This window comes from Streptococcus oralis (genome assembly GCF_026782235.1).
GTDB classification, from domain to species: domain Bacteria; phylum Bacillota; class Bacilli; order Lactobacillales; family Streptococcaceae; genus Streptococcus; species Streptococcus oralis_CC.
Map to the genome: position 1 here is coordinate 125,206 of NZ_JAKUWE010000004.1, position 22,513 is coordinate 147,718.

23 protein-coding genes and 1 pseudogene are annotated in these 22,513 nt (G+C 41.0%); 2 read left to right on the plus strand and 22 right to left on the minus strand.

Translation table 11 applies throughout. The features are described from left to right. Positions 1 to 124: 124 nt before the first annotated feature. From MK396_RS06885 to MK396_RS06970, 18 genes and pseudogenes are all read right to left on the minus strand, one after another. Positions 125 to 772, minus strand: coding sequence for a DUF1803 domain-containing protein (locus MK396_RS06885; RefSeq protein ID WP_268724111.1), 648 nt, complete (start codon positions 770 to 772; stop codon positions 125 to 127). After that, positions 756 to 1,268 (minus strand): YiiX/YebB-like N1pC/P60 family cysteine hydrolase, encoded by a 513-nt coding sequence (locus MK396_RS06890; protein WP_125840746.1) that lies wholly within the window; start codon positions 1,266 to 1,268, stop codon positions 756 to 758. The genes MK396_RS06885 and MK396_RS06890 overlap by 17 nt, the downstream gene beginning before the upstream one ends. A gap of 85 nt (positions 1,269 to 1,353) precedes the next feature. Further along, a complete protein-coding gene (locus MK396_RS06895; RefSeq protein WP_268724112.1) occupies positions 1,354 to 2,289 on the minus strand; it encodes a manganese-dependent inorganic pyrophosphatase in 936 nt (311 codons plus the stop codon). 85 nt (positions 2,290 to 2,374) lie between these two features. Continuing rightward, positions 2,375 to 2,659 (minus strand): GIY-YIG nuclease family protein, encoded by a 285-nt coding sequence (locus tag MK396_RS06900; protein WP_084874347.1) that lies wholly within the window; start codon positions 2,657 to 2,659, stop codon positions 2,375 to 2,377. Next, a complete protein-coding gene (locus MK396_RS06905) occupies positions 2,649 to 3,398 on the minus strand; it encodes a tRNA1(Val) (adenine(37)-N6)-methyltransferase (protein WP_268724113.1) in 750 nt (249 codons plus the stop codon). The genes MK396_RS06900 and MK396_RS06905 overlap by 11 nt, the downstream gene beginning before the upstream one ends. 53 nt (positions 3,399 to 3,451) lie before the next feature. After that, positions 3,452 to 3,811: a S1 RNA-binding domain-containing protein gene (locus MK396_RS06910; protein ID WP_268724114.1), complete on the minus strand. Its 360-nt coding sequence runs from the start codon at positions 3,809 to 3,811 to the stop codon at positions 3,452 to 3,454. Position 3,812: 1 nt separating this feature from the next. Next, on the minus strand, positions 3,813 to 5,213 hold the full coding sequence (locus MK396_RS06915) for a bifunctional Cof-type HAD-IIB family hydrolase/peptidylprolyl isomerase (protein WP_268724115.1): 1,401 nt from the start codon (positions 5,211 to 5,213) through the stop codon (positions 3,813 to 3,815). A 122-nt stretch (positions 5,214 to 5,335) separates the two neighbouring features. Next, positions 5,336 to 6,439: a glycosyl hydrolase family 8 gene (locus tag MK396_RS06920; protein WP_254735623.1), complete on the minus strand. Its 1,104-nt coding sequence runs from the start codon at positions 6,437 to 6,439 to the stop codon at positions 5,336 to 5,338. Positions 6,440 to 6,447: 8 nt separating this feature from the next. Further along, positions 6,448 to 7,759: pseudogene (locus MK396_RS06925) on the minus strand (glycosyltransferase family 2 protein). Between the two features lie 142 nt (positions 7,760 to 7,901). Then, positions 7,902 to 8,681, minus strand: coding sequence for a hypothetical protein (locus MK396_RS06930; RefSeq protein ID WP_268724116.1), 780 nt, complete (start codon positions 8,679 to 8,681; stop codon positions 7,902 to 7,904). A 6-nt stretch (positions 8,682 to 8,687) separates the two neighbouring features. After that, on the minus strand, positions 8,688 to 9,836 hold the full coding sequence (wecB, locus tag MK396_RS06935) for a non-hydrolyzing UDP-N-acetylglucosamine 2-epimerase (RefSeq protein WP_084878680.1): 1,149 nt from the start codon (positions 9,834 to 9,836) through the stop codon (positions 8,688 to 8,690). 436 nt (positions 9,837 to 10,272) lie between these two features. Further along, the gene (locus tag MK396_RS06940; protein WP_084878682.1) at positions 10,273 to 10,782 is read right to left on the minus strand and encodes a GNAT family N-acetyltransferase; all 510 of its coding nucleotides are present in this window, start codon (positions 10,780 to 10,782) and stop codon (positions 10,273 to 10,275) included. Between the two features lie 310 nt (positions 10,783 to 11,092). Continuing rightward, positions 11,093 to 11,332, minus strand: a complete 240-nt coding sequence (gene rpsR, locus MK396_RS06945; protein WP_000068664.1) for a 30S ribosomal protein S18 — start codon at positions 11,330 to 11,332, stop codon at positions 11,093 to 11,095. 31 nt (positions 11,333 to 11,363) lie between these two features. After that, complete coding sequence (ssbA, locus tag MK396_RS06950) at positions 11,364 to 11,834, minus strand: single-stranded DNA-binding protein SsbA (RefSeq protein WP_268724117.1); 471 nt, start codon at positions 11,832 to 11,834, stop codon at positions 11,364 to 11,366. Between the two features lie 11 nt (positions 11,835 to 11,845). Continuing rightward, on the minus strand, positions 11,846 to 12,136 hold the full coding sequence (gene rpsF / locus MK396_RS06955; RefSeq protein ID WP_001151782.1) for a 30S ribosomal protein S6: 291 nt from the start codon (positions 12,134 to 12,136) through the stop codon (positions 11,846 to 11,848). Positions 12,137 to 12,284: 148 nt separating this feature from the next. Beyond that, positions 12,285 to 13,628 (minus strand): asparagine--tRNA ligase, encoded by a 1,344-nt coding sequence (asnS, locus tag MK396_RS06960; protein WP_049477461.1) that lies wholly within the window; start codon positions 13,626 to 13,628, stop codon positions 12,285 to 12,287. A gap of 151 nt (positions 13,629 to 13,779) precedes the next feature. Then, entirely contained in the window at positions 13,780 to 14,958 is a 1,179-nt protein-coding gene (locus MK396_RS06965; RefSeq protein WP_268724118.1) for a pyridoxal phosphate-dependent aminotransferase, read from the minus strand. A gap of 9 nt (positions 14,959 to 14,967) precedes the next feature. Next, a complete protein-coding gene (locus tag MK396_RS06970; RefSeq protein WP_070800033.1) occupies positions 14,968 to 15,444 on the minus strand; it encodes a DUF5590 domain-containing protein in 477 nt (158 codons plus the stop codon). Positions 15,445 to 15,562: 118 nt separating this feature from the next. Between MK396_RS06970 and MK396_RS06975 the strand changes: the two genes are divergently transcribed. Both MK396_RS06975 and MK396_RS06980 read left to right on the plus strand, forming a co-directional pair. Then, positions 15,563 to 16,009, plus strand: coding sequence for a MarR family winged helix-turn-helix transcriptional regulator (locus MK396_RS06975; protein ID WP_081390680.1), 447 nt, complete (start codon positions 15,563 to 15,565; stop codon positions 16,007 to 16,009). 91 nt (positions 16,010 to 16,100) lie between these two features. Further along, positions 16,101 to 16,649, plus strand: a complete 549-nt coding sequence (locus tag MK396_RS06980) for an NADPH-dependent FMN reductase (RefSeq protein WP_000039632.1) — start codon at positions 16,101 to 16,103, stop codon at positions 16,647 to 16,649. 31 nt (positions 16,650 to 16,680) lie between these two features. Here MK396_RS06980 and yaaA read toward each other — a convergent pair whose 3' ends face one another. The 4 genes from yaaA to MK396_RS07000 all read right to left on the minus strand — a co-directional run bounded on the left by yaaA (position 16,681) and on the right by MK396_RS07000 (position 22,304). Then, positions 16,681 to 17,409 (minus strand): peroxide stress protein YaaA, encoded by a 729-nt coding sequence (gene yaaA, locus MK396_RS06985; protein WP_268724119.1) that lies wholly within the window; start codon positions 17,407 to 17,409, stop codon positions 16,681 to 16,683. 76 nt (positions 17,410 to 17,485) lie between these two features. After that, complete coding sequence (locus tag MK396_RS06990) at positions 17,486 to 19,081, minus strand: hypothetical protein (RefSeq protein WP_268724120.1); 1,596 nt, start codon at positions 19,079 to 19,081, stop codon at positions 17,486 to 17,488. 11 nt (positions 19,082 to 19,092) lie between these two features. Continuing rightward, on the minus strand, positions 19,093 to 19,503 hold the full coding sequence (locus tag MK396_RS06995) for a peptide deformylase (RefSeq protein WP_268724121.1): 411 nt from the start codon (positions 19,501 to 19,503) through the stop codon (positions 19,093 to 19,095). Positions 19,504 to 19,607: 104 nt separating this feature from the next. Continuing rightward, complete coding sequence (locus MK396_RS07000; RefSeq protein ID WP_268724122.1) at positions 19,608 to 22,304, minus strand: cation-translocating P-type ATPase; 2,697 nt, start codon at positions 22,302 to 22,304, stop codon at positions 19,608 to 19,610. Between the last annotated feature and the right edge of the window lie 209 nt (positions 22,305 to 22,513).

Here is a 22,513-nt window from a genome sequence, read left to right on the forward strand (position 1 = left end):
AACTCCTCACCAACTTTTCTAACCCCGATTATGCGACTTTACACAAATACAAGCCCACAGAATCTTGTTTTATAAAGGTTTTATCCTCAATATTTGCCCAGGAAGTTCTCCCAGCCTCTTTCTATTACTTAATAAACATCAGTCTTTCCTTGTCCAAGTCCACTGCTAATTCATATTTGCCTTCATCATTTTTGCGGATATAACCTAAGACTCCTAAACTATCGACAAAGATGTCCTTGCGCTTTTGCTGGACTACTTCTTTTTTGAGAAATTTGAGTAAAAAGCTGGTCATATACTTAAGAGCATACTCGGGATTGACATCTCCCAAGATGGCATAGAGCTTTTCTTGATCCTCTGTCAATGGATATTGGTGTTTCACCTTGTAGAAGTAATTGGAAAGAGTCTGTGCATTTCTTGCAAAGTCCGTACGTTCGACTAAAATGGCGGCATTGGTTTGATTGCGCAATTCCGTCTCAAAAGTCTTCTCCAGCAAGCCTTGATAGACTGGACTGTCCTCTCTGATAAAAATCTCTTGATCAAGGGCTAAATCATCCGTAGATTCTAAAAAAGGGAGATTGAGCGAATAACGTTTATTTTCCCTTAGAATCAAGCCTGCCTTTATATACTCTTCCATAAGCTTATCAACTGATACATCTGGAAACTGGGCCTTGATTTCTCGTAGAATCACATCGTCATGCTGGTCCAGATAGTCAACCAAATCTATAAAAAATGGTTGTCGAGTCAAACGAGAAGGATTAAAAATCTGAATCATGAAGGTTCCTTTCTTTACATTTTAAAAGAGGGGATGCCGCTAACTGACTAGGATTGGTCCCTGGCTGGTTCAGAGGCACAGCTATTCCTAGTTCTCTATAGTATTCATTCCAGAAATCACTAATCTCCTGCTCCCCGTCCCCAAATTGCATCGGAATAGTCTCAAAAATAGGCAGGATTTCTGCGATATACTGGGAGCAATAAAAGCCATTCCCATCCGGATAAAAAGAGGCATTATAGGGTGCGCCTAAATGTTTGCTAGCTCTCTCCTTCACCAAGTCAGCTTCCAGCTCTGGATAGACATAAAGGTCGTAAAGATGAGTCGGTTCAAAAAATTCAGCCGGTTCTTGACAGATAACACCAACCTCACCAGTTGCATGATAAACAAAACCGTCCAAAAAGATAGCCACGTGACTGTAGTTACCTGTAGAAGCCTGGATAGCCTGCCCCATTTCTGTATCTTCTCTCACAAAAATCAAATCGCCATTTTCTAACATCTTTCTCTCCTAGAAAAAAAGGAGCCGAAACCCCTTTAGCTATATGGAAAACACTGTTTTCTATTTTGAAATAATACCCAAAATTTTAATCATTAAAGCTTTCAGTCAACTGAGGCACCACTTGTTTCTTACGTGAAACAGCACCTGGAAGAAAAGCGTGGTTATTTTCAAGTTTGAAGTTGAAGGCTGCTTCCACCTTGTCCATATTTGATCCAAGAGCCAAAATTTCTGAGTTTGAGTTGACGATGTCTGTAATCATCAAGACAAAGTCAGAGTAGCCGTTTGCTGCATTAGCCGCTTGCATTGCTGCTTCGATTTCAGCTTGGCGTTCCAAGACTTCAGCAATATCAACGGTGTTAACCTGAGCTACACGAACCTTATTTCCGTTGAGTTCAAAAGTCTTAGCATCGATATCAATCAATTCTTCAGCAGATTTGCTTGCCAAGTTGGTCCCAGCCTTCAGCATAGCAAGACCGTACTCTTCCAAGTTGACACCAGCCAATTCAGCCAATTCAGGCGCAATGACTTTATCAGATGGGTGAGTTGTTGGAGATTTCAAAAGAAGGGTATCTGAAATCAAACCTGAAAGCATCAAACCTGCGATTTCTTTAGGAACTGCTACACCATGTTCTTTGAACATGCGGTAAACGATAGATGAAGCTGATCCAACTGGTTCCAAACGCATGTAAAGCGGACTTGCAGTTTCAAAGTTAGCCACACGGTGGTGGTCCACAACACCGTAAACTTCTACTTCAGCGATATCTGATACTGACTGTTGGAATTCATTGTGGTCAGTCAAGATGACTTGCTCTGCACCTTCTGCTTTAGCAGATGTGATGACGCGTGGTGCTTCTACACCAAAATAGTTCAAAACAAAGGCTGTTTCTTCATTTGGAGTACCGAGTACTACTGCTTCTGTGTCCAATCCATAAGCCTCTTTTGCAAGATAAGCAAAGGCTACAGATGACCCGATGGCATCTGAGTCTGGATTTTGGTGACCAAATACTAGAATCTTAGACATGATAATACCTCTTTAAATTTATTCATCTTATTTTAGCACTTTTTTCTTCTTTTGACAAAAGTAAGAGGAGTCAAAGGACTCCTCATTAAACATCAATATCGTTAACTAGATTTTTTTCTTGATTTTCGGATAAAAATCGTTCTTTCTGTGGTCTTTTCTTACGTTTGAGGAGAGCTTCGGCAGACATGGCTTCTTCCTTGCTAGCAAAACCCTCTACATAGATGAGTTTGACTGGCAAGCGAGCTCGGGTATACTTGGCTCCCTTACCGCTATTATGAACGGCAAGGCGTTTCTTCACATCCGTTGTATAGCCCGTATAGTAAGACCCGTCGCGACACTCCACCACATACATATATGCCTTATGATCCATAGTAAATCTCTTGAATTTCTGGCGTATAGGAACCATCATCATTGTGAACAATGAGCGGTGGTAAGACCTTAAAGCCACTCGTTGAGCCATCCTTGATAGCTTCGATTAAGAGCATATTGGCCTCCTTCTCTCGTTTAGGATAGACAAATTGCAGGCGCTTGGGTGCCAAATTATGGCGCTGAAGCATATCTAAGATATCCAAAAGCCGATCTGGACGATGAACCATAGCCAAACGGCCATTAGACTTGAGAATACTCTGAGCGCTTCGGCAAATTTCTTTCAGGTTAGTCGTAATTTCGTGTCTGGCCAGAAGGTAGTGTTCACTCTCGTTGAGATTGGAATGCGGATCCACCTTAAAATAAGGCGGATTACACAAAATCATATCCACCTTACTTCCCTGAATGTGGGCAGGCATATTTTTCAAATCATCACAGATGACCTGCATCTGCTCTTCCAAGCCATTCAACTGAACCGAACGCTCTGCCATATCCGCCAGACGCTCCTGAATCTCTACAGAGAGAATTTTTGCCTTGGTACGACTACTTGCAAAAAGTCCAACTGCACCATTTCCAGCACAAAAGTCCACAATTAAACCCCGTTTAGGGAAGCGAGGAAAGCGTGATAAGAGAACACTATCCACCGAATAGCTAAACACCTCTCTATTTTGGATGATCTTGATATCTGTCGAAAAGAGCTGATTGATTCGCTCTCCTGATTTTAATAATTGTTCTTCTTTCATACTTTTATTATAACAAATTATGTTAATAGCACAAATAATTTAGATAATCGTATTTATGGCTTCTTCTTTAAATACTCTAATGCCTCGCGCGTCCAAACAGGCATCATTCGGGCAAGAGGAGCAAATCCGTGCTTGATCCGATCATTTGAAAAACGTCTCCGTCTTGGCAATTGATGTTTTTCCTCTTCTAAGGTACGGATAGAAAGGCTGGCCTTCCCAGTGTATTCGTCAAAATCCACCACCTGAACTTGGACTTCATCGCCAATTTTTAAAATGTCATAGATATTTTCAATAAATCCCGTCCGAATCTCCGAGATGTGAATCAGCCCTGTCACCCCTGTCTCTAACTCAACAAAGGCACCATAGGGCTGAATTCCTGTAATACGCCCAGTTAGCTTATCACCAATTTTCATCCTAGTCCTCAATTTCAATCGTTTCAATTACTACATCTTCAACTGGCTTGTCCATTGCACCTGTATCAACAGCTACAATGGCATCCAAGACCGCAAACGATTCTGCATCTACCAATTGCCCAAAAACAGTATGGCGACGGTCAAGGTGAGGAGTTCCACCTTGTTCTGCATAAATCTCAGCGATTGGTTCAGGCCAGCCACCACGCGCAATCTCTTTCTTAGAGTATGGCAAATGTTGGTTTTGCACGATAAAGAACTGGCTACCATTGGTATTTGGACCCGCATTGGCCATAGAAAGGGCACCACGGATATTATAGAGTTCTTCTGAAAATTCATCTTCAAAAGAGTCGCCGTAGATTGACTCTCCCCCCATACCAGTACCAGTTGGGTCTCCACCTTGGATCATAAAGTCCTTGATAATTCGGTGGAAAATCACACCATCATAGTAACCATCTTTTGACAGAGCAACAAAGTTGGCTACTGTTTTGGGAGCCTGCTCAGGGAAGAGCTTGATACGCAAGTCTCCGTGATTTGTCTTAATAGTCGCAAGAGGACCTTCTACTGCTTCAATGTCTACTTGTGGGAAATGCAATTCTTTTTCTACCATACCAAATCCTTCTAAGGCATCAAAAATACCATCTTCTTCTACTGTTTTTGTAATATAATCTGCTTTTTCTTTGATCTTTTCGTGGGAAACACCCATAGCAATACTGATTCCAGCATAATCAAAGAGTTCCATGTCATTGAGACCATCCCCAAAGACCATAACATTCTCTGGTTTCAAGCCTAGATGTTCCACCACCTTGGCTACACCCGTGGCTTTTGAACCTGAAATCGGCACGATATCAGATGAATGTTCATGCCAACGCACCATGCGAAGTTTATCCGATAAAGACTCTGGTAAGTGCAAGTCATCCCCTTTATCCTCAAAGGTCCACATCTGGTAAATGTCCGCTTTTTCATGAAAGTCAGGATCCACATTCAAGTTTGGATAAATCGGATCAATCGCCTCACTGATCAGTTCTGTTCGCGTGGAGAGTTTGGCGTCATGACTGCCAACCAAGCCATATTCAATTCCCTCTCGCTTAGTCCAAGAGATATACTCCTCAACATCTGATTTCTCAATCTGATGTTGATAAATAACCTGACCTTTTTTATCTTCGATGTAGGCCCCATTCAAGGTCACAAAAAAGTCAGGCTTGAGGTCTCGAATCTCTGGAACAACACCGAAAATACCTCGCCCAGAGGCGATTCCTGTTAAAATTCCTTTTTCACGCAACTGTTTAAAGACAGTGGGAATTGTAGCTGGAATAAAACCTGTCTTTGACGTACGCAAGGTATCATCAATATCAAAAAAGACGATTTTAATCTTTTTTGCCTTGTATTTTAATTTTGCATCCATCTCTCTACCTCTTTTTTATCACTCTTTCCATTATACCATAAACCTTAGGAAATTCCTTTTTTGAAAAAAGATGAAAATCCTATCAAAAAGAGAGCCAGTATAACTAGCCCTCTCTTTTCATTCTAGAACAGCTCTAGAGCAATCATGGTAATCATCGTTGCATCATAGTAGTTATCCAAAGGTAAATCTTGTGTGAAAATATATTTATTTTGCTGAAGAAGTTTCAGATAACCTTCTCCCTTGTCAGATGCATAGGTAATCGGTGCCAAGAAACTACCTGCCTGGTATTGATTGAAGGCCGTTCCGTTCAAGTCATAACCAGCATAGATACGTTGCTCTTTCATAAAGAAATCCATCATCTTTTGAACGAGTTTTTGACTTCTTTCGTCTTGACTTTGAGATAAGTGATAAGGCAAGCGACAAGCATTATAAGAATACGCCCCATCATATTGAGATTCAATAGTATTTGCTTTAGCAACACGCGCACCTGACTTCTCTACCCAGATAAAATCTGGCAAGAGACCGGTCTCAGATTGAGAACTAATTTGCTCCAATTGCCCAAGCATCTTATCCTTGACATCTAGCCATTGTTTATCACCAGTTAAATTATAAAATACTTGGAAATAATGAGGTAGTGTATCAGATGTTCTCATCAGATAGTAAAAATCTGAATTTTTTTGGGCCCAATTTCCTACTTTTAGAACACCGGTCTCCTCATTATAATTAAATCGAAGAATATCAATCAAGATACTTTTGGCTTGTCCTTCATATTCCTGAGCCTTATCTGGCCACTGCTTGGCAGCTTCAATCAAAGAATAAGCGATATAGAGATCACCATCGGTTGCGTTTTGCTTTTCAACCGTTTCGCTATCATTTTTGATCACTTGCTTCCAAGACATCAACTGCGTTCCCTCAATACGATGATTTTGGTAATAACGATAAAGACTCTCAAAATCTGCTTGACTTGCTTGCCCTTTTTGGGCTGCTAAAACCGTTATGAGCATGCCGTAACTTTGGGCTTCAGATAGAACTGTTGTTCCCTCCGAATCACTCGTCGTACGAACATAAGACTGATCGCCTTTTGTAACAAGGAACTGTTGGCTCCATTGTCTGTAAATTCGATTACGCATCTCGATTTTAGTCCTTCCTCTTGCTAAAAACAAGGCTAAACAAAAGATAGAAAGGATAAGCACAAACCAGACATATTTTAATTTATTCGTTTTCATAGAATCTCCTATCCTGCGAATCGCTTGGTTTTAACCCACTTGGTTTCTTTTCGTTGGAGTACTTTATCCAGCACGATTGAAGAAATGGAATCAATGGATACAACGATAAACATCTGTGCGTAAGAGAAATAGGCTGCCAAGGCTAACCAGATTTGTTTTGTCGTCGCTTGTCCAAACTGACTTGCTAATGCCGTCATAATTTGCATCAAATAGAGACCAATCATGAGAATCCAGTTGAAGAGCATGAGCTGGGCGATGTAGATATTATCCGCATCAAAAGCAAATGGAATTCTGACATCTGGGAAGAAAAGATTAAGACAGATCGCTAGCACATTCGCTAGGAAAATCAAATCCGATAGGACAATGGCAAAGTTAAACCAAAAGAAAACACAAGAATAGTTAAAGACTTCTAGTTTAACGCGCCAGTTTGCTCTGCCAAATAAATGCTTAAAATTTGAGAGAACAACTTCGTAGTTTCCTTTAGCCCAACGTTTTCGTTGCATATAGTAACTCTTTAAAGTCTCAGGTTCTTGTTGGAAAGCCTCTGAGTTATAAGCAAGGGCGATCAATTTACCACTCTGCATGATTTTAAAAGAAATATCGGTATCCTCAGTCAAGGCACCATTTTTCCAACCACCGATACTCTTTACAAAGTCGGTTTGAATGATAAAGTTGGTTCCTGGGATACGACCAATTTTAAAGAGATGCCACATCCCAACATGGTGCACCCGCTGGGTAACAACGATTTCTTGGTTTATACAACGAGTCAAGAAATTTTGATTGGCATTTCGAGTCTTGTTGCGACCGAAAGATGCCACGTGACGTTCTGGGTCCTTCATCACTTCTTTGACAAGGAAATATAGGGCATTTTTTTTCAGGCATGGCATCCGCATCATAGACACAGATGTATTCACCTGTTGCCATCTCTAAAGCATCGTTTAGAACACCCGCTTTTCCTCCCGTACCAGTACGGTCGATTATAGTCAGATTTCTTCCTGCATATTCAGGCATGGCTTGTACAGACAAACACTCTGAATAAGTGTTGTCCGAACAGTTATCCGCAAATAGAAGTAACTCCACACGGTCGTGAGGATAGTTCATATCCAAGATAGCTTTTGCCGTTTGGGCAATAACCACATCCTCATTATGAGCAGGAACAACAATAGTAACCTTAGGGTAATAAGGTAGTGGCGAGGTATCCACACGAAAATCACTATGTTTAAACCAAAAGTGAACAGCTGAAAAGAGAATTACCAAGCCCCAAGCTAGAGAAATCCAAATTGTAAGCAAGGTAAAAATCATTAACATTTGACTAATCATGATTCACCGCCTTAAAATTTTTGTTCACTCGATGGTAGAGAATATTGTATGTAATAAATAGTATAATAAAACAAATGCCAAAGGTGAGACTGAGTCCCAAAGCAATGCCAAAAAATATATTGGTTAGAGTCATGTTTCCCTCCTAATATTCTACAATTACATCTGTCTCTAATTGACGTTTGAGATGACTAGCAATATCCGAGTAGTCTTGGTATTTATCTTTATTATCATAGTTAATCATCAAGTAACCTGTTTGGAATTGAATTCCTTGGTTTCCATCTTCTCCATGAAAAACTAAACTGCCTAGTTTCTCCTGCAAACCATTCAAATAGAGTTGCTTCAAAGAATCTTGACTACTATTAGATAAAACAAGAAAATTCCCATTTGAAACGTAATAGAGTTTATCGTTGTAACTCAATTCCTGAGAAATTACCTCTTGAATGCGACTGAGCATCAGATTATGTTCTTTCGGTTTAATCTGGAAGAACAAATCTTCATGCGCCCAATGAATCAATAAAGACTGTACCGTCACATCACTTTGTTCAGTTACCATAGCTTGGTAATCTGCTCGAGCTTCGTCCTCCTGTTCTTGTACCTTTGAGGACACCTTGAAGAAATAATAACGAACCTTAAGTAGAATCCCAATCAAAAGAGGAAAACTGATTAATAAGAAGACCAGTTGAATGATTGGGATATAAACCACACCCGCAACCAAAACGATAAGTCCAAAACCAAATGCTAAGATAAGGGTCCAAGTAAGCAAAAGGTCAGATAATACCAACACTGCAAACAAGGCTAAAGCTAAAAACAAGATTTGTTCTAAAATGATTGCTCGAGCATACAAAAAACAAAGCACCAAAAGAATGACCTCACAAGCAAGCAAAGCCATAAGCCAGTTTTTAAATTGACTCCAATTTTTCATTTTATCTTATTTCCCCCTTTTGAATTCAGATACAGAAGTCGCTACACCAAAGTACTGTTGAATGGATTGTACGATTCGTTCAGAGGCTCTTCCATCTCCATAAGGATTTGGTGCCTGAGACATTTTTCTATAAAGAGTTTCATCTGTTAAGAGTTCTGCCATAGCATCTTTGACACGTACTGGATCAGTTCCAACTAGTTTCAAGGTTCCTGCACGAACACCTTCTGGACGTTCCGTCGTGTCACGAAGAACAAGGACAGGTTTGCCGAGAGAAGGCGCCTCTTCCTGAACACCTCCAGAGTCAGTCATGATAAAATAGCTTCTTGAAGCCAAATTATGAAAATCAAGTACATCTAAAGGCTCAATCAAGTGAATGCGCTCATGACCAGCTAGAATATCCTTTGCTGCTTCTTGCACAGCAGGGCTAAGGTGAACAGGATAAACAACTTCAATTTCCTGATGAAGATCGACCATCTCACGTAAAGCTGCAAAGACATTTCTCATTGGTTGACCTTGATTCTCACGACGGTGCATGGTTACCAATACAAGTTTCTTATCTGGATCCAATTGATCTAGAACATCATGATAGTAATCCGATTGAACGGTTAGTTTCAAGGCATCAATGGCTGTATTTCCCGTAATGACAATAGCAGACTCAGGGTGATTTTCCTTGAGGAGATTTTCCTTACTCTCACTAGTTGGAGCAAAATAGAGATCCGCTAGGTTATCAGTCATCTGACGATTCATTTCTTCTGGGAAAGGAGAATACTTATCAAAGGTCCTTAGACCAGCTTCAACGTGGCCGATACGTACCTGATTATAGAAAGCAACTAAACTTGCTACAAAAGTTGTTGTTGTATCTCCATGAACAAGAATCATATCTGGAAGTTCTTGCTTAACAACTGGATCAAACTTTTCTAAAATTTTTCCAGTAATATCTAAAAGGGATTGATTTTTCCCCATAATATCCAGGTCATAATGTGGCTCGATGCTAAAAGTTTCAAGAACTTGATCTAGCATTTGGCGATGCTGAGCTGTCACAACTGTGATCGTCTCAATGCTGTCACTATGTTTTTGCAATTCTAACACTAAAGGGGCCATTTTAATAGCTTCTGGTCGTGTTCCAAAAACAACCATCACTTTCAGTTTCTTCATTATGCTATCCTTCTACTATAATAAAATTTGATAAATCATATTAATTTGTATATCGAATAGTCCCAATTTCAATTAATTTGACTTTCATAATTATTTTACCGTCAATTTATTTATATGTCAAATTTTTTCCAAATTATATTATTTCATTTCATTTAATTTTAACATTCTGTAACTTTTTTGTAATGATATCGTTTACAACTAAAAACAGCCCATTCTTCGATATATTTCAGATTTTTTTCAGAAAATACGACAATACACAAACTATTATTTATATGTCTTGTTATATATTTATATTTGTATTGATGTTTCAAAAAATTATATTTTATCACTTTGAGGAATAAATTAAACAATTTCAAACAAAAAAATCCCTTTTTCGAATGAAAAAGGGACTGTGATTGTTTACTATATTTAAAATTTAAATCTTATAAAATCTGTCTTAAAACAAATATTTTGACAGATACAAGACCAATTCTCCGATATCTTCACAAACCGCATTCATTTCCAACGGCTGATTTCGATACCAAACGCCTGAACCATCTGGAATATAGCCTCGTTTGATGTACAATCTCTGGGCAGGTCCATAGCCTGAGTGCAAACCTACACCCAACGTCACTTTGTCTGAAAAAATCTTAACTCGATTTTCTGCCTCTTCCATCAAGAGGTTTCCAATACCTTGATTTTGAAAGGGCTCAAAGACATTGAAATCTGAAAGTTCTGGAGCCATTCCAGAAAAGGCGCCCTGCTTGGCATCGGGTAAAATCGTAATGTAACCCGCTAAAGCACCCTCAACCTCTGCAACTAAGACTTCTCTCTCCCCACATTCTTGTTCAAGAAAATATCTAGCCAAAATTTCTTCTCTACCCGGCCAACCTTGGCTGATAAATCCTCGAGATAGATCTTTAATGTCAGATTCTTGCATTTTTCTAATTGAACATGTCGTCTTCATAAGTTGCTCCTTTATAGCTTTCTTCTACCATTATAGCACGATAATAAAGATTAAAAGAAAAAACCTAGTAAGACAAAAGAATCTTACTAGGTCAACAGGGAATCCTTTCTAACAAAGTCCTATAAAAATCTGAAAAAGAGGTCCACCCAGACCGAACTCGCCTTCTCATTTCAAGGCTCGTGAAAAAAAGACCCGTAAGGGGCTTAATTCGCTTTCTTGTTTCCGAGCTCATGAAAAAGAGGTCCACCCGGACCCAACTCGCTCCCTCGTTTCAAAGCTCGTGAAAAAAAGACCCGTAAGGGTCTTTTCTTTAATCTTCGTTTACGAAAGGCATCAAAGCCATTACGCGAGCGCGTTTGATAGCTGTTGTTACTTTACGTTGGTTTTTAGCTGAAGTTCCTGTTACACGACGAGGAAGGATTTTCCCACGTTCTGAAACGAAACGGCTAAGAAGCTCAGTATCTTTGTAATCAACATATTCAATTTTGTTTGCTGCGATGTAATCAACTTTTTTACGGCGTTTGAATCCGCCACGACGTTGTTGAGCCATGTTTTTTCTCCTTTATAGTATTAATTGTCCATTAGAATGGTAAATCATCATCTGAAATGTCCAATGGATTTGTTGCTCCAAATGGATTTTCAGAACGTGAAAAGTCTGGTACTGGGTTTGCAGGTGCTGATTGACCAGCAGTTGGTGCAGAATAAGCGCCACCTGAATGTCCTTCGCGCACTCCGCGGCTTTCCAACATTTGGAAATTCTCAGCCACGACTTCTGTTACGTAGACACGTTGTCCTTGCTGGTTATCGTAACTACGAGTCTGGATACGACCTGTAAGCCCGATAAGAGAGCCTTTTTTAGCCCAATTAGCAAGATTTTCAGCCTGTTGGCGCCACATAACGACATTGATGAAATCAGCCTCACGTTCGCCATTTTGACTCTTAAATGTACGGTTTACTGCAAGAGTAAAAGTCGCAACTGCTACATTTGATGGGGTATAACGCAACTCAGCGTCACGTGTCATACGCCCTACAAGTACAACATTGTTAATCATAATTTACCTTCTTACGCGTCAAGTTTGACGATCATGTGACGAAGAATGTCAGCGTTGATTTTTGAAAGACGGTCAAACTCTTTAAGAGCTGCGTCGTCGTTTGCTTCAACGTTAACGATGTGGTAAAGTCCTTCACGGAAATCTTGGATTTCGTATGCAAGACGACGTTTTTCCCATGATTTTGATTCAACAACAGTTGCACCGTTGTCAGTCAAGATAGAGTCAAAACGTGCTACCAAAGCGTTTTTCGCTTCTTCTTCAATGTTTGGACGAATGATATAAAGAATTTCGTATTTAGCCATTGATATGTTCCTCCTTTTGGTCTAATGACCCCTAGTCTTTGCAAGGGGTAAGTGAGGTTTGCTCACAACAAACTATTATACTAGAAAAACTGATAGATAGCAAGATAAAAGTGAAAAAAGAAGATGAAAATATCTTCTTTTTACTAGTTTATGGTTTGATACGATGCAACATACGTGGGAATGGAATAGCTTCACGGATGTGTTTTGTACCTGCTGCGAAGGTTACCATACGTTCAATACCGATACCAAATCCACCATGTGGTACTGTACCGTATTTACGAAGGTCAAGGTAAAATTCATATTCTGTACGATCCATGCCAAGTTCTTCCATCTTAGCGACAAGGGCATCGTAGTCTTCCTCACGCATAGATCCACCAATGATTTCTCCGTAACCTTCTGGGGCAAGCAAGTCTGCACAAAGCACGCGTTCTGGATTTCCAGGAACTGGTTTCATATAGAAGGCCTTGATAGCTGCTGGGTAGTTCATGACAAATGTTGGCACACCAAAGTGGTTTGAAATCCATGTTTCGTGTGGTGAACCAAAGTCATCGCCATGCTCAAGATGCTCGTAGTCAGCATCTTCATCATTTTCATGCTCTTGCAAAAGGTCAATGGCTTGATCGTAAGTGATGCGTTTGAACGGCTCTGCAATGTAGCGTTTCAAGAGCTCTGTATCACGTTCCAAGGTTTCCAAGGCTTGAGGCGCACGATCAAGAACACCTTGAAGAAGGGCTTTAACATAAGCTTCTTGCAAGTCAAGTGACTCATCGTGTGTCAAGTAGGAGTACTCCGCATCCATCATCCAGAACTCAGTCAAGTGACGGCGCGTTTTTGATTTCTCCGCACGGAATACTGGACCAAAGTCAAAGACACGGCCAAGAGCCATTGCTCCTGCTTCTAGGTAAAGCTGACCTGATTGGCTCAAGTAGGCTGGTGTTCCAAAGTAGTCTGTTTCAAAGAGTTCTGTTGAATCTTCTGCTGCATTTCCTGAAAGGATTGGGCTATCAAACTTCATGAAGCCGTTCTTATCAAAGAACTCATAAGTTGCATAAATGATAGCGTTACGGATTTGCATCACAGCTACTTGCTTACGAGAACGGAGCCACAAGTGACGGTTGTCCATCAAGAAGTCTGTTCCGTGTTCTTTTGGTGTGATTGGGTAGTCTTGAGATTCACCAATCACTTCGATGTCTGTAATATCCAACTCATAGCCAAACTTAGAACGTTCGTCTTCTTTGACAATTCCTGTCACATAAACAGAAGTTTCTTGGCTCAAGCGTTTGATAACATCAAACTTCTCTAGCCCCACTTCTTCACCAAATTTTTCTACAAAGTTTGGTTTGAAGGCTACACCTTGGAAGAAGGCTGTTCCATCACGCAATTGCAAGAAGGCAATTTTCCCTTTTCCTGATTTGTTGGCAACCCAGGCTCCGATGGTCACTTCTTGACCAACGTAGTCTTTTACATCAATAATTGTTACACGTTTTGTCATAATCTATCTTCCTTTTTTCGTTTAACTTGTCCGAAGACATCATTACCCACTATTTTACCATAAATAGACTGTGATAGCTAGGTTCTACTAGATAAAAATCGCGAGATTTTCGTTACAAAAATCTTCGCTGTTTTAGCGAAGATTCTATGTTTTATTTTTCCATAAATTGATGCAAACGGCGAATAGCTTCTTTTAATGTATCCAAGTCTGTGGCATAGCTGAGACGAACATTTTCTGGTGCTCCAAATCCAGCTCCTGTAATCAAGGCCAGTCCGACTTCTTCGAGAATAGCTGTTGTAAACTCTGTCACATCGGTATACCCCTTCATCTCCATCGCTTTTTTAACATTCGGGAAGAGATAGAAGGCTCCTTGGGGCTTGACAACTTCAAATCCTGGCACTTTGCACAAGAGAGGATAGATGGTATTAAGGCGCTCCTCGAAAGCTTTGCGCATGGTTTCAACAGAGTCTTGCGGTCCAGTCAGCGCCTCAATCGTTGCATATTGAGATACTGCTGTCAGATTTGAAGTCGTTTGTCCTGTTAGTTTGCTCATGGCAGCAATAATTTCAGGATTTCCCACAGCATAACCTACCCGCCAACCAGTCATGGCATAGGCCTTAGATACACCGTTGATGACGATGGTTTGCTTGCGAATGGCTTCTGACAAACTAGAAATTGGAACAAATTCGTTCCCGTTATAAACCAGACGTCCATAAATATCATCTGCTAGGATAAGGACATCATGCGCAACAGCCCAATTTCCGATAGCCAAGAGTTCCTCACGAGAGTAAATCATACCAGTCGGATTCGATGGTGAATTGAGAACCAAGACCTTGGTCTTATCTGTTCGGGCTGCTTCTAGCTGCTCTACTGTTACTTTAAAGTGATTGTCTTCCTTAGCCTGGACAAAGACTGGCACACCTTCTGCCATCTTGACCTGGTCTCCATAGCTGACCCAGTATGGTGTAGGAATGATGACCTCATCACCTGGATTGACCACAGCCATAAAGAAGGTGTAGAGAGAGAACTTAGCACCAGTGGCAAAGGTAACCTCGTTGGCTGCAACAGAATACCCATAATAGCGTTCAAAATAGGTATTAACCGCCGCTTTTAACTCTGGTAGGCCTGAAGCAACTGTATAAAAGGAAGCTCGTCCATCTCGAATCGCTTCTACCGCTGCATCCTGAATGTTTTCAGGAGTATGAAAATCAGGCTGTCCCAAGGTTAAGAAAAGAACATCCTTTCCCTGAGCTTTTAATGCTTTGGCTCTTGCATCACTAGCTAGAGTGACGCTTTCTTCCATTTCTAGTACACGTTTGGATAGTTTCATATGCCCTCCTTATTGGATCACTGCTCCTGTTTCAAAGTCGACCAGATAGTACTGGTTTCCTGACTTAACTTCCCAAATCGGCTTGTCCTGATAGCGACCAAAAGTAATCTTGTCAATGTCGCTAGCTCCTTTTTCCCTCGAAATCGTCGCTGCCTTGTCTTGAGAAATCCCCTTATCAAGCTGATAAACATAAATCTTGTGGTCATTCTTTTCAATCAGTACGGCAATGGCCTCTTGCTTTTTATTATGTCCCAGAACGCTGTAATAACCTTCTAGTCCATTATAGAAATCAACCTGATCTGCCTTTTCCAATTCTGCATACTGCTTGGCTAGTTTTTCTCCCTCAACTCTAGCATCTTGATAGGGTTTCATGCTGAGTGATATCAGATAAAGGAAGGAAGTGGTCATGACTAGTACTACCAGAGCAATGCCGATTCCATACTGTAAAAGTAGCTTGTTTTTTGCTTTTTTCTGTCTTAGTTTCACTCGTCTATTTTACCATCTCTCCTCTTTTATTACAAGTGAAGATAGAAACATTCTAAGAATCTTTTCCTATAAAATATAAGTTCTTGTTTTTCTCTCTCATTATTGATAAAATAACCTTATGAAACAATATTTGAAAGAGAAAATTTCCGATAATCAATTAGACTTAAAAACGGCTATCGTCCTCAATAAAGCCATACGAACTTTTAAACCATATGAAGCCAAGGCTGCTAAAGAACACGGGCTAACACCCACCCAATTTTCAGTTTTGGAAACCCTCTATAGCAAGGGAGAACTACGCATTCAGGATTTGATTGAAAAAATGTTGGCCACTTCTGGAAACATGACTGTTGTCATTCGAAATATGGTTCGAGATGGATGGATTTCTAGAACTTGCGACCCCAAGGATCGTCGATCCTTTTTCCTGAAATTAACACCTGCAGGACGCAGAAAAATTGAAGAGGTTCTTCCTGACCATATCGATTCTATCTTAGAAGCACTCAGCATCTTGGAAGATGGCGAAAAGGAAGACTTAATCCGCATTTTAAAAAAATTTAAAAATTTGTGAGCAAAATTATTGCTAATTAGTATCATTTGTTGTAACATGGATGGTAACAAAAGAGTTCGCTCTTTGAATTTTAAACTAAAGGAGACACATCATGTCTAAAAAAGTATTATTTATCGTCGGTTCACTACGCCAAGGTTCTTTCAACCACCAAATGGCCCTCGAAGCTGAAAAAGCACTTGCTGGAAAAGCAGAAGTTAGCTATCTTGATTACTCAGCTGTTCCTCTCTTCAGCCAAGATTTGGAAGTTCCAACTCATCCAGCTGTAGCTGCTGCTCGTGAAGCAGTCCTTGCTGCGGATGCCATCTGGATTTTCTCTCCAGTCTACAACTTCTCTATCCCTGGAACAGTGAAGAACTTGCTTGACTGGCTCTCGCGTGCTCTTGACTTGTCTGATACACGTGGAGCTTCTGCCCTCCAAGACAAGTTTGTTACTGTCTCATCTGTAGCCAATGCCGGTCACGATCAACTCTTTGCTATTTACAAAGACCTCTTGCCATTTATCCGTACACAAGTCGTTGGTGACTTTACAGCTGCTCGTGTCAATGACTCTGCTTGGGCAGACGGAAAATTGGTGTTAGAAGAAGCAACTGCTTCATCACTTGCAAAACAAGCTGACGACCTTCTTGCAGCCATCAACTAATCCAGCAAAAACCAGCTCGAATGAGCTGGTTTTATGCTTGTTTCACAAAGACGAGTTCTAAGTCACTGGATAAATCAGGTCGGTAGTCAAAGCCGGCAAAGCGGAGCTTGCGAGCTTGTTCGACTGTATGGACTTGCCCCTCTATCAAGGCGGTTAAAAAGGCACCACGGGCTTTTTTTGAAATGGTTGAGTGGATTTTCAGCTGGCCTGCCTTGTCCTCCATAAATTTGAAGGTCACCATCTTTTCTCTAATTTCCTTCGAAAATACGGTTTCAAACTCTGATGATAGGAGTGAGAATATCAAATCCTCATCCTCTAGTGCCTCATCGTAGGCTGACTTCCAATGACTCTTTAGGGTTTTACCAGCTACTTTTAATTTCATCAAAAAGTCCAAACGGTGTGGAGCCATGGGAGATCGGGCTGGAACTACGCCATACAAAGCTGATGTAATTAAAACATGATCTTCAAGATAGGCTTGTTCAGTCTTAGTCAACTCATCTCGTTTGATGTGGCGATACATGAGACCATCAAAGAGTTTCAGGGCTGGATAATGTTTAGCCCTCTGATCTTTTAGAGCTTGAATATGAGCGTACTCTTCTTCTGCTTTCTCGGCAGATACCTTATAAAAAGTCTCTAATTCACTAGCTGAGTAATGCGCAAGTGAGTCAAGGACTGCCTGACTTTCTTCCCTCAAAGGGAGCGCTTCGATACAAGGATGGTCTGTGTTCATTTCTTTTGCTGTTGGGATTAAAATTTTCATATTGTTAGTGTAGCATATTTTTCAATCACGACCAAGAATTTCATCTTAAAAACCTCGGTTCATACCGAGGTTTCTTTTACTTGACTTTAAAGGTCTTGAGATAGTTATCTTTTCCAACTTGACCTTCGAAGGATTGGCCATTTTCGAGGTAAGGAAGGTCGTCTGACACGGAAGCCTTGATCTTATAAATCTTGCCATCAACTTTAAAGAAGTAGACGGTATCACCCTTGATGACAGCTGATTTAAGGTCTGAGACGATACCCTTGATGTTTTCTACCGTTTCATTATCCAACTCGAGGTCATTTTTATTGGCATATTTGCTGAGGAGTTCATCTACCGTAGTTGCTACGATAACGTTTTGGTACTCCACGGCATCGACCAATGCATACTCCTTGACCAAGCCTGCATTGTCCTTCAAGCCCATGATATAGAGCGGTTTGTCATTGAGATTGACAAGAATAGGGAAGGTAGCCTTGTAGGCCTTCTCCTGAACGGCTCCTTCTGCAGAAGCACGGGCTGATTCTTCGGTTGCTGATGCTAGATTGTACTTGGTGATTTCACCTGTACGCATGTTTTCAAGGATAAATCCTAGATTACTTTCGTCAGCGTTGGCTGAAGTCACCCCTGTGTAGAGATAAATGTCATTTCCGATAGAAAGATAGTTATAGCCCTCTGTCGTTTGGGTGACGTTTTTCTTAGAAATCAAGGCATTCCAAAAGCCGTCTTTATACTTGCCGTTGTAGTTGATTTGCTCGATGGTTTCTTCTGCTGGATAGACACGGTCCACCCATTCTGGCACTTCATCCAAGCTGTATTCCTTGGTTTCTCCATTGGTAGCATCTAAGATAATAACAGATGAAGGACGAGGTACTCCTAGACCAAACTGCTTTTGATAAACGGTTGCTACATAGAAGGGATTGCCTTCATCATCCACCTCAAAGGATGGCGTTTTAAAAATCTTGGTTGGGTACTTGATTCGAAGATGACGTTTGACATCGCGGTTAAAATACTCGGAGTCTGAATACTTCATCGGCGTTTTTAAATCCACCAATTCCGCATTTCCTGTCACCATATCAACCTTGATATACTCACCAATTCCCTTGGACTGATTATTAAACCATTTGATCGGGTCGGCATACTCCAAAGGTGTCACCCGATAGGGCTTACCATCAACCGTCAGCTGAGTATAAGTATCTGCTGCTACGTACTGGGAAACCTTATCCGTCAAAGAACCCAGGTAACGGTCACCAATCTTTTCTGCAGTGCTCCGATCTAGGATTGGAACCTTACTGGTATCACTCTTAGGAAAATCTTTAAAGTCTTTTTCTGTGATGGACACAACATTAGCATAATTTTTTGCTTGGAAAAAGCTAGAGGTTACTAGGCTTACCAGACCAGCAAGGGCAAAAATGATACCTGCAGTCAGAAACAATCCTCTACTAAGTTTGGTAAAAAGGAATCCTTCTAGATTGAGATCTTTGGTAGCCTTGCCATGGCGTAGGTGAACAGTTTTGAGGAGATTGGTATCCTTGCGGAAACTAAACAAAATCCCCATCACCACCAAATGCCCACAGAGAAAGAAGATGAATTCCCAACTAGTCAGATTGAAGGGTGGTAAAAAGATATACCAAGTCGTTGCTATAAAAACAAGTTCAAATAGTATGCGTTTCATCTGAATTCCTCCTAAATAATCCGTCCTTCCAAATGATCCAGTTCATGTTGGCAGATCTGAGCTGGAAAACCTGTTAACGTAATTGTCTGTTCCTGCCACTTGCTATCACGATAGGAAACCGTAATCGTTTCATAACGAGTTGTTGGTCGCACCCCAGTCAAGGACAAACAACCTTCCTCTGTCTCGTAAGGTTCTTTATAGGAAAGGAGAACGGGATTAAACATGACTATGGGAACCAAGCCAAGATTAAAGATAATCACGCGCTTCTGCACGCCAATCATATTTGCCGCCAGACCGACACAGGTCTCGCGATTGGCCAGCAGGGTATCCTGTAAATCTCTAGCTAGATAAAGGTCTTCCTGCCTTGCAGGTTTCGAGACCTGCGACAGGAATAAGACATCTCGGACAATTTTCTTTTCCATTCTCTTACGCTCCTTGCTACTTCACTTTATTATAGCACAAAAGAGGATAACTTCTAACCATTCTCCTCAAATGCAAAAAAAGCCATCCGAAGATGACTTTCTTTTTAAATCGCGTTCTTATCAAAACCAAGTTTACGTTGAACAAACTTAACGATTTCGACAATGAGTATCATTGAGAAGCTTCCGCCCATAACGATTCCCCATTGTGATAAGTCTAGTTTGGTTACGTGGAAGATGCTTTCTAATGGATCGATAACAATAGTTGATGCTAATAAAATAAATGAAACCAAGATGGACCAGTTGAAAGTCTTAGACTTGAATGGCCCGATTGTCAAAATGGATTGGTAAACAGACTTTACATTGTAGGCATGGAAGAGCTGGATCAAACCAAGTGTTGCAAAGGCCATAGTAAGAGCATCAGCGTGGATAGCTTGATTGTCACCCACATGAACTGGGTAAAGAAGGGCAAGACCATAAACGGCCAGAACAAGGGCGCCTTGAAGGAGACCTTGATAGATAATGGAACTCATGACCCCACCTGAGAAGAAGCTTGACTTGCGTCCACGTGGTTTGTGGGTCATAACACCTGGCTCAGCTGGCTCAACACCGAGAGCGATAGCTGGGAAGGTATCCGTTACCAAGTTAATCCACAAGAGATGAACTGGCTGTAGGACATCCCAACCAAACAAGGTTGACAGGAAGATGGTTAATACTTCAGCCGTATTGGCAGAAAGAAGATACTGAATAGTCTTTTGAATGTTTGAGAAGACCTTACGTCCTTCTTCAACTGCAACGATGATGGTCGCAAAGTTATCATCTGCAAGGATCATGTCAGATGCACCCTTAGAAACCTCTGTACCAGTGATTCCCATACCGATACCTATATCGGCTGTTTTCAAAGCTGGCGCATCATTAACACCATCACCTGTCATGGCAACGACCTTACCTTGTTTTTGCCAAGCTTTCACGATACGAACCTTGTGTTCTGGAGATACACGCGCGTAAACAGAGTATTGACCAACGACTTTTTCAAATTCTTCATCTGAAAGTTCGTTAAGCTCAGCACCAGTCAAAACATGGTCTTCTGAGTCATTTTCATCGATGATTCCCAAACGTTTGGCAATGGCTTCTGCTGTATCTTGGTGGTCACCAGTGATCATGATTGGACGGATTCCCGCTTCCTTAGCGACACGAACGGCTTCTGCTGCTTCGGCACGTTCAGGGTCAATCATCCCAATCAAACCAGTAAAGATCAAGTTGTTTTCAAGCTCTTCAGAAGTAAGATTTTCTGGAATAGTATCGATAATCTTATAAGCACCTGCAAGGACACGCAAGGCTTGGTGAGCCATATCAGAGTTGTTTGTATGAATTAATTCAGTGACTTTCTCATCAATCGGAGCAACATCTCCAGCCTTGTCACGAGCAACACAACGTTTCAAAAGTTGATCTGGAGCGCCTTTGACTGCTACGAGGAATTTACCATCTGGCAATGGGTGAACCGTTGACATGAGCTTACGATCTGAGTCAAATGGCAATTCAGCCACACGAGGATATTTCTCTAAAAATCCTTTAACATCATAGCCCTTGTCCAAGGCATACTGGATGAAGGCTGTTTCGGTTGGATCCCCGATTAGGTTTCCTTCTGCATCAATCTTAGTATCATTAGTCAAAACAACTGAACGAAGAAGAGGCATTTCAAGACCTAGTTCAATGTCATCAGCTGAATCATGTAGAACTGCATCATAGAAGACTTTTTCGACGGTCATCTTGTTCATAGTCAGCGTACCAGTCTTATCAGAAGCGATGATTTCAGTTGAACCAAGTGTTTCTACTGCTGGCAACTTACGAACGATAGAGTTTCGTTTTGCCAAAACTTGAGTACCAAGTGCAAGAACGATGGTCACGATAGCAGGAAGTCCTTCTGGGATGGCTGCGACAGCAAGTGCAACAGAGGTCATCAACTCACCGAGTGGATTTTTTCCTTGAATGAAGACTCCAACTACAAAAGTAACAAGGGCAATAACCAAAATAGCATAGGTCAAGACCTTAGAAAGGTTGTTCAAGTTTTGTTTAAGTGGCGTGTCCGTCTCATCAGCATCTTGGAGCATGCCAGCGATATGACCAACTTCCGTATACATACCTGTATTGACAACAACACCAAGACCACGACCATAAGTCACGTTTGAGTTTTGGAAAGCCATATTGACACGATCACCAATACCAGCATCTGCAGCAAGTTCAACTGTCAAGTCTTTTTCGACTGGAACAGATTCACCTGTTAGAGCCGATTCTTCTATTTTAAGAGAGTTGGCTTCTAGCAAACGTAGGTCTGCTGGTACAACATCACCTGCTTCAAGAGCAACGATATCACCTGGTACCAATTCTTTTGAGTCAATCTCAGCCATGTGCCCATCACGGATAACGCGAGCAGCTGGACTGGACATAGATTTGAGGGCTTCGATGGCTTCTTCCGCTTTTCCTTCTTGGTAAACACCAAAGGCTGCGTTGATGATAACAACGGCTAGGATAATGATGGCATCTGCAATATCTTCCCCACCAGAAGTGATGACAGACAAGATGGCTGCAGCCATCAAAATAATAATCATCAAATCCTTAAACTGTTCGATGAATTTAACCAAGAGAGATTTTTTCTCACCCTCTTCCAGTTCATTGCGCCCATATTCAGCTAGGCGTTTCTGCGCTTCGCTTGACGAAAGGCCTTGCTCAGTTGCTTCAACCGACTTCAGGACCTCTTCAGGACTTTGAGTATAAAACGCTTGGCGTTTTTGTTCTTTTGACATGTGTCTCCTCCTTGACTTTGTGTGCAAAACAAGCTCTCTTTTGGTTTTATGACAAACAAAAAGAGACTTGTTAATCATAACAAGTCTCGCTGTTTAAGATAGGGCCGGAAAGAATACTTTGTAGTATAACATTCGGAATGACGACACTATCACAGGTTTCTGCCAGCTACTCCCTTGAGTAGTACTATTATACCAAATTTTGAAAAGTT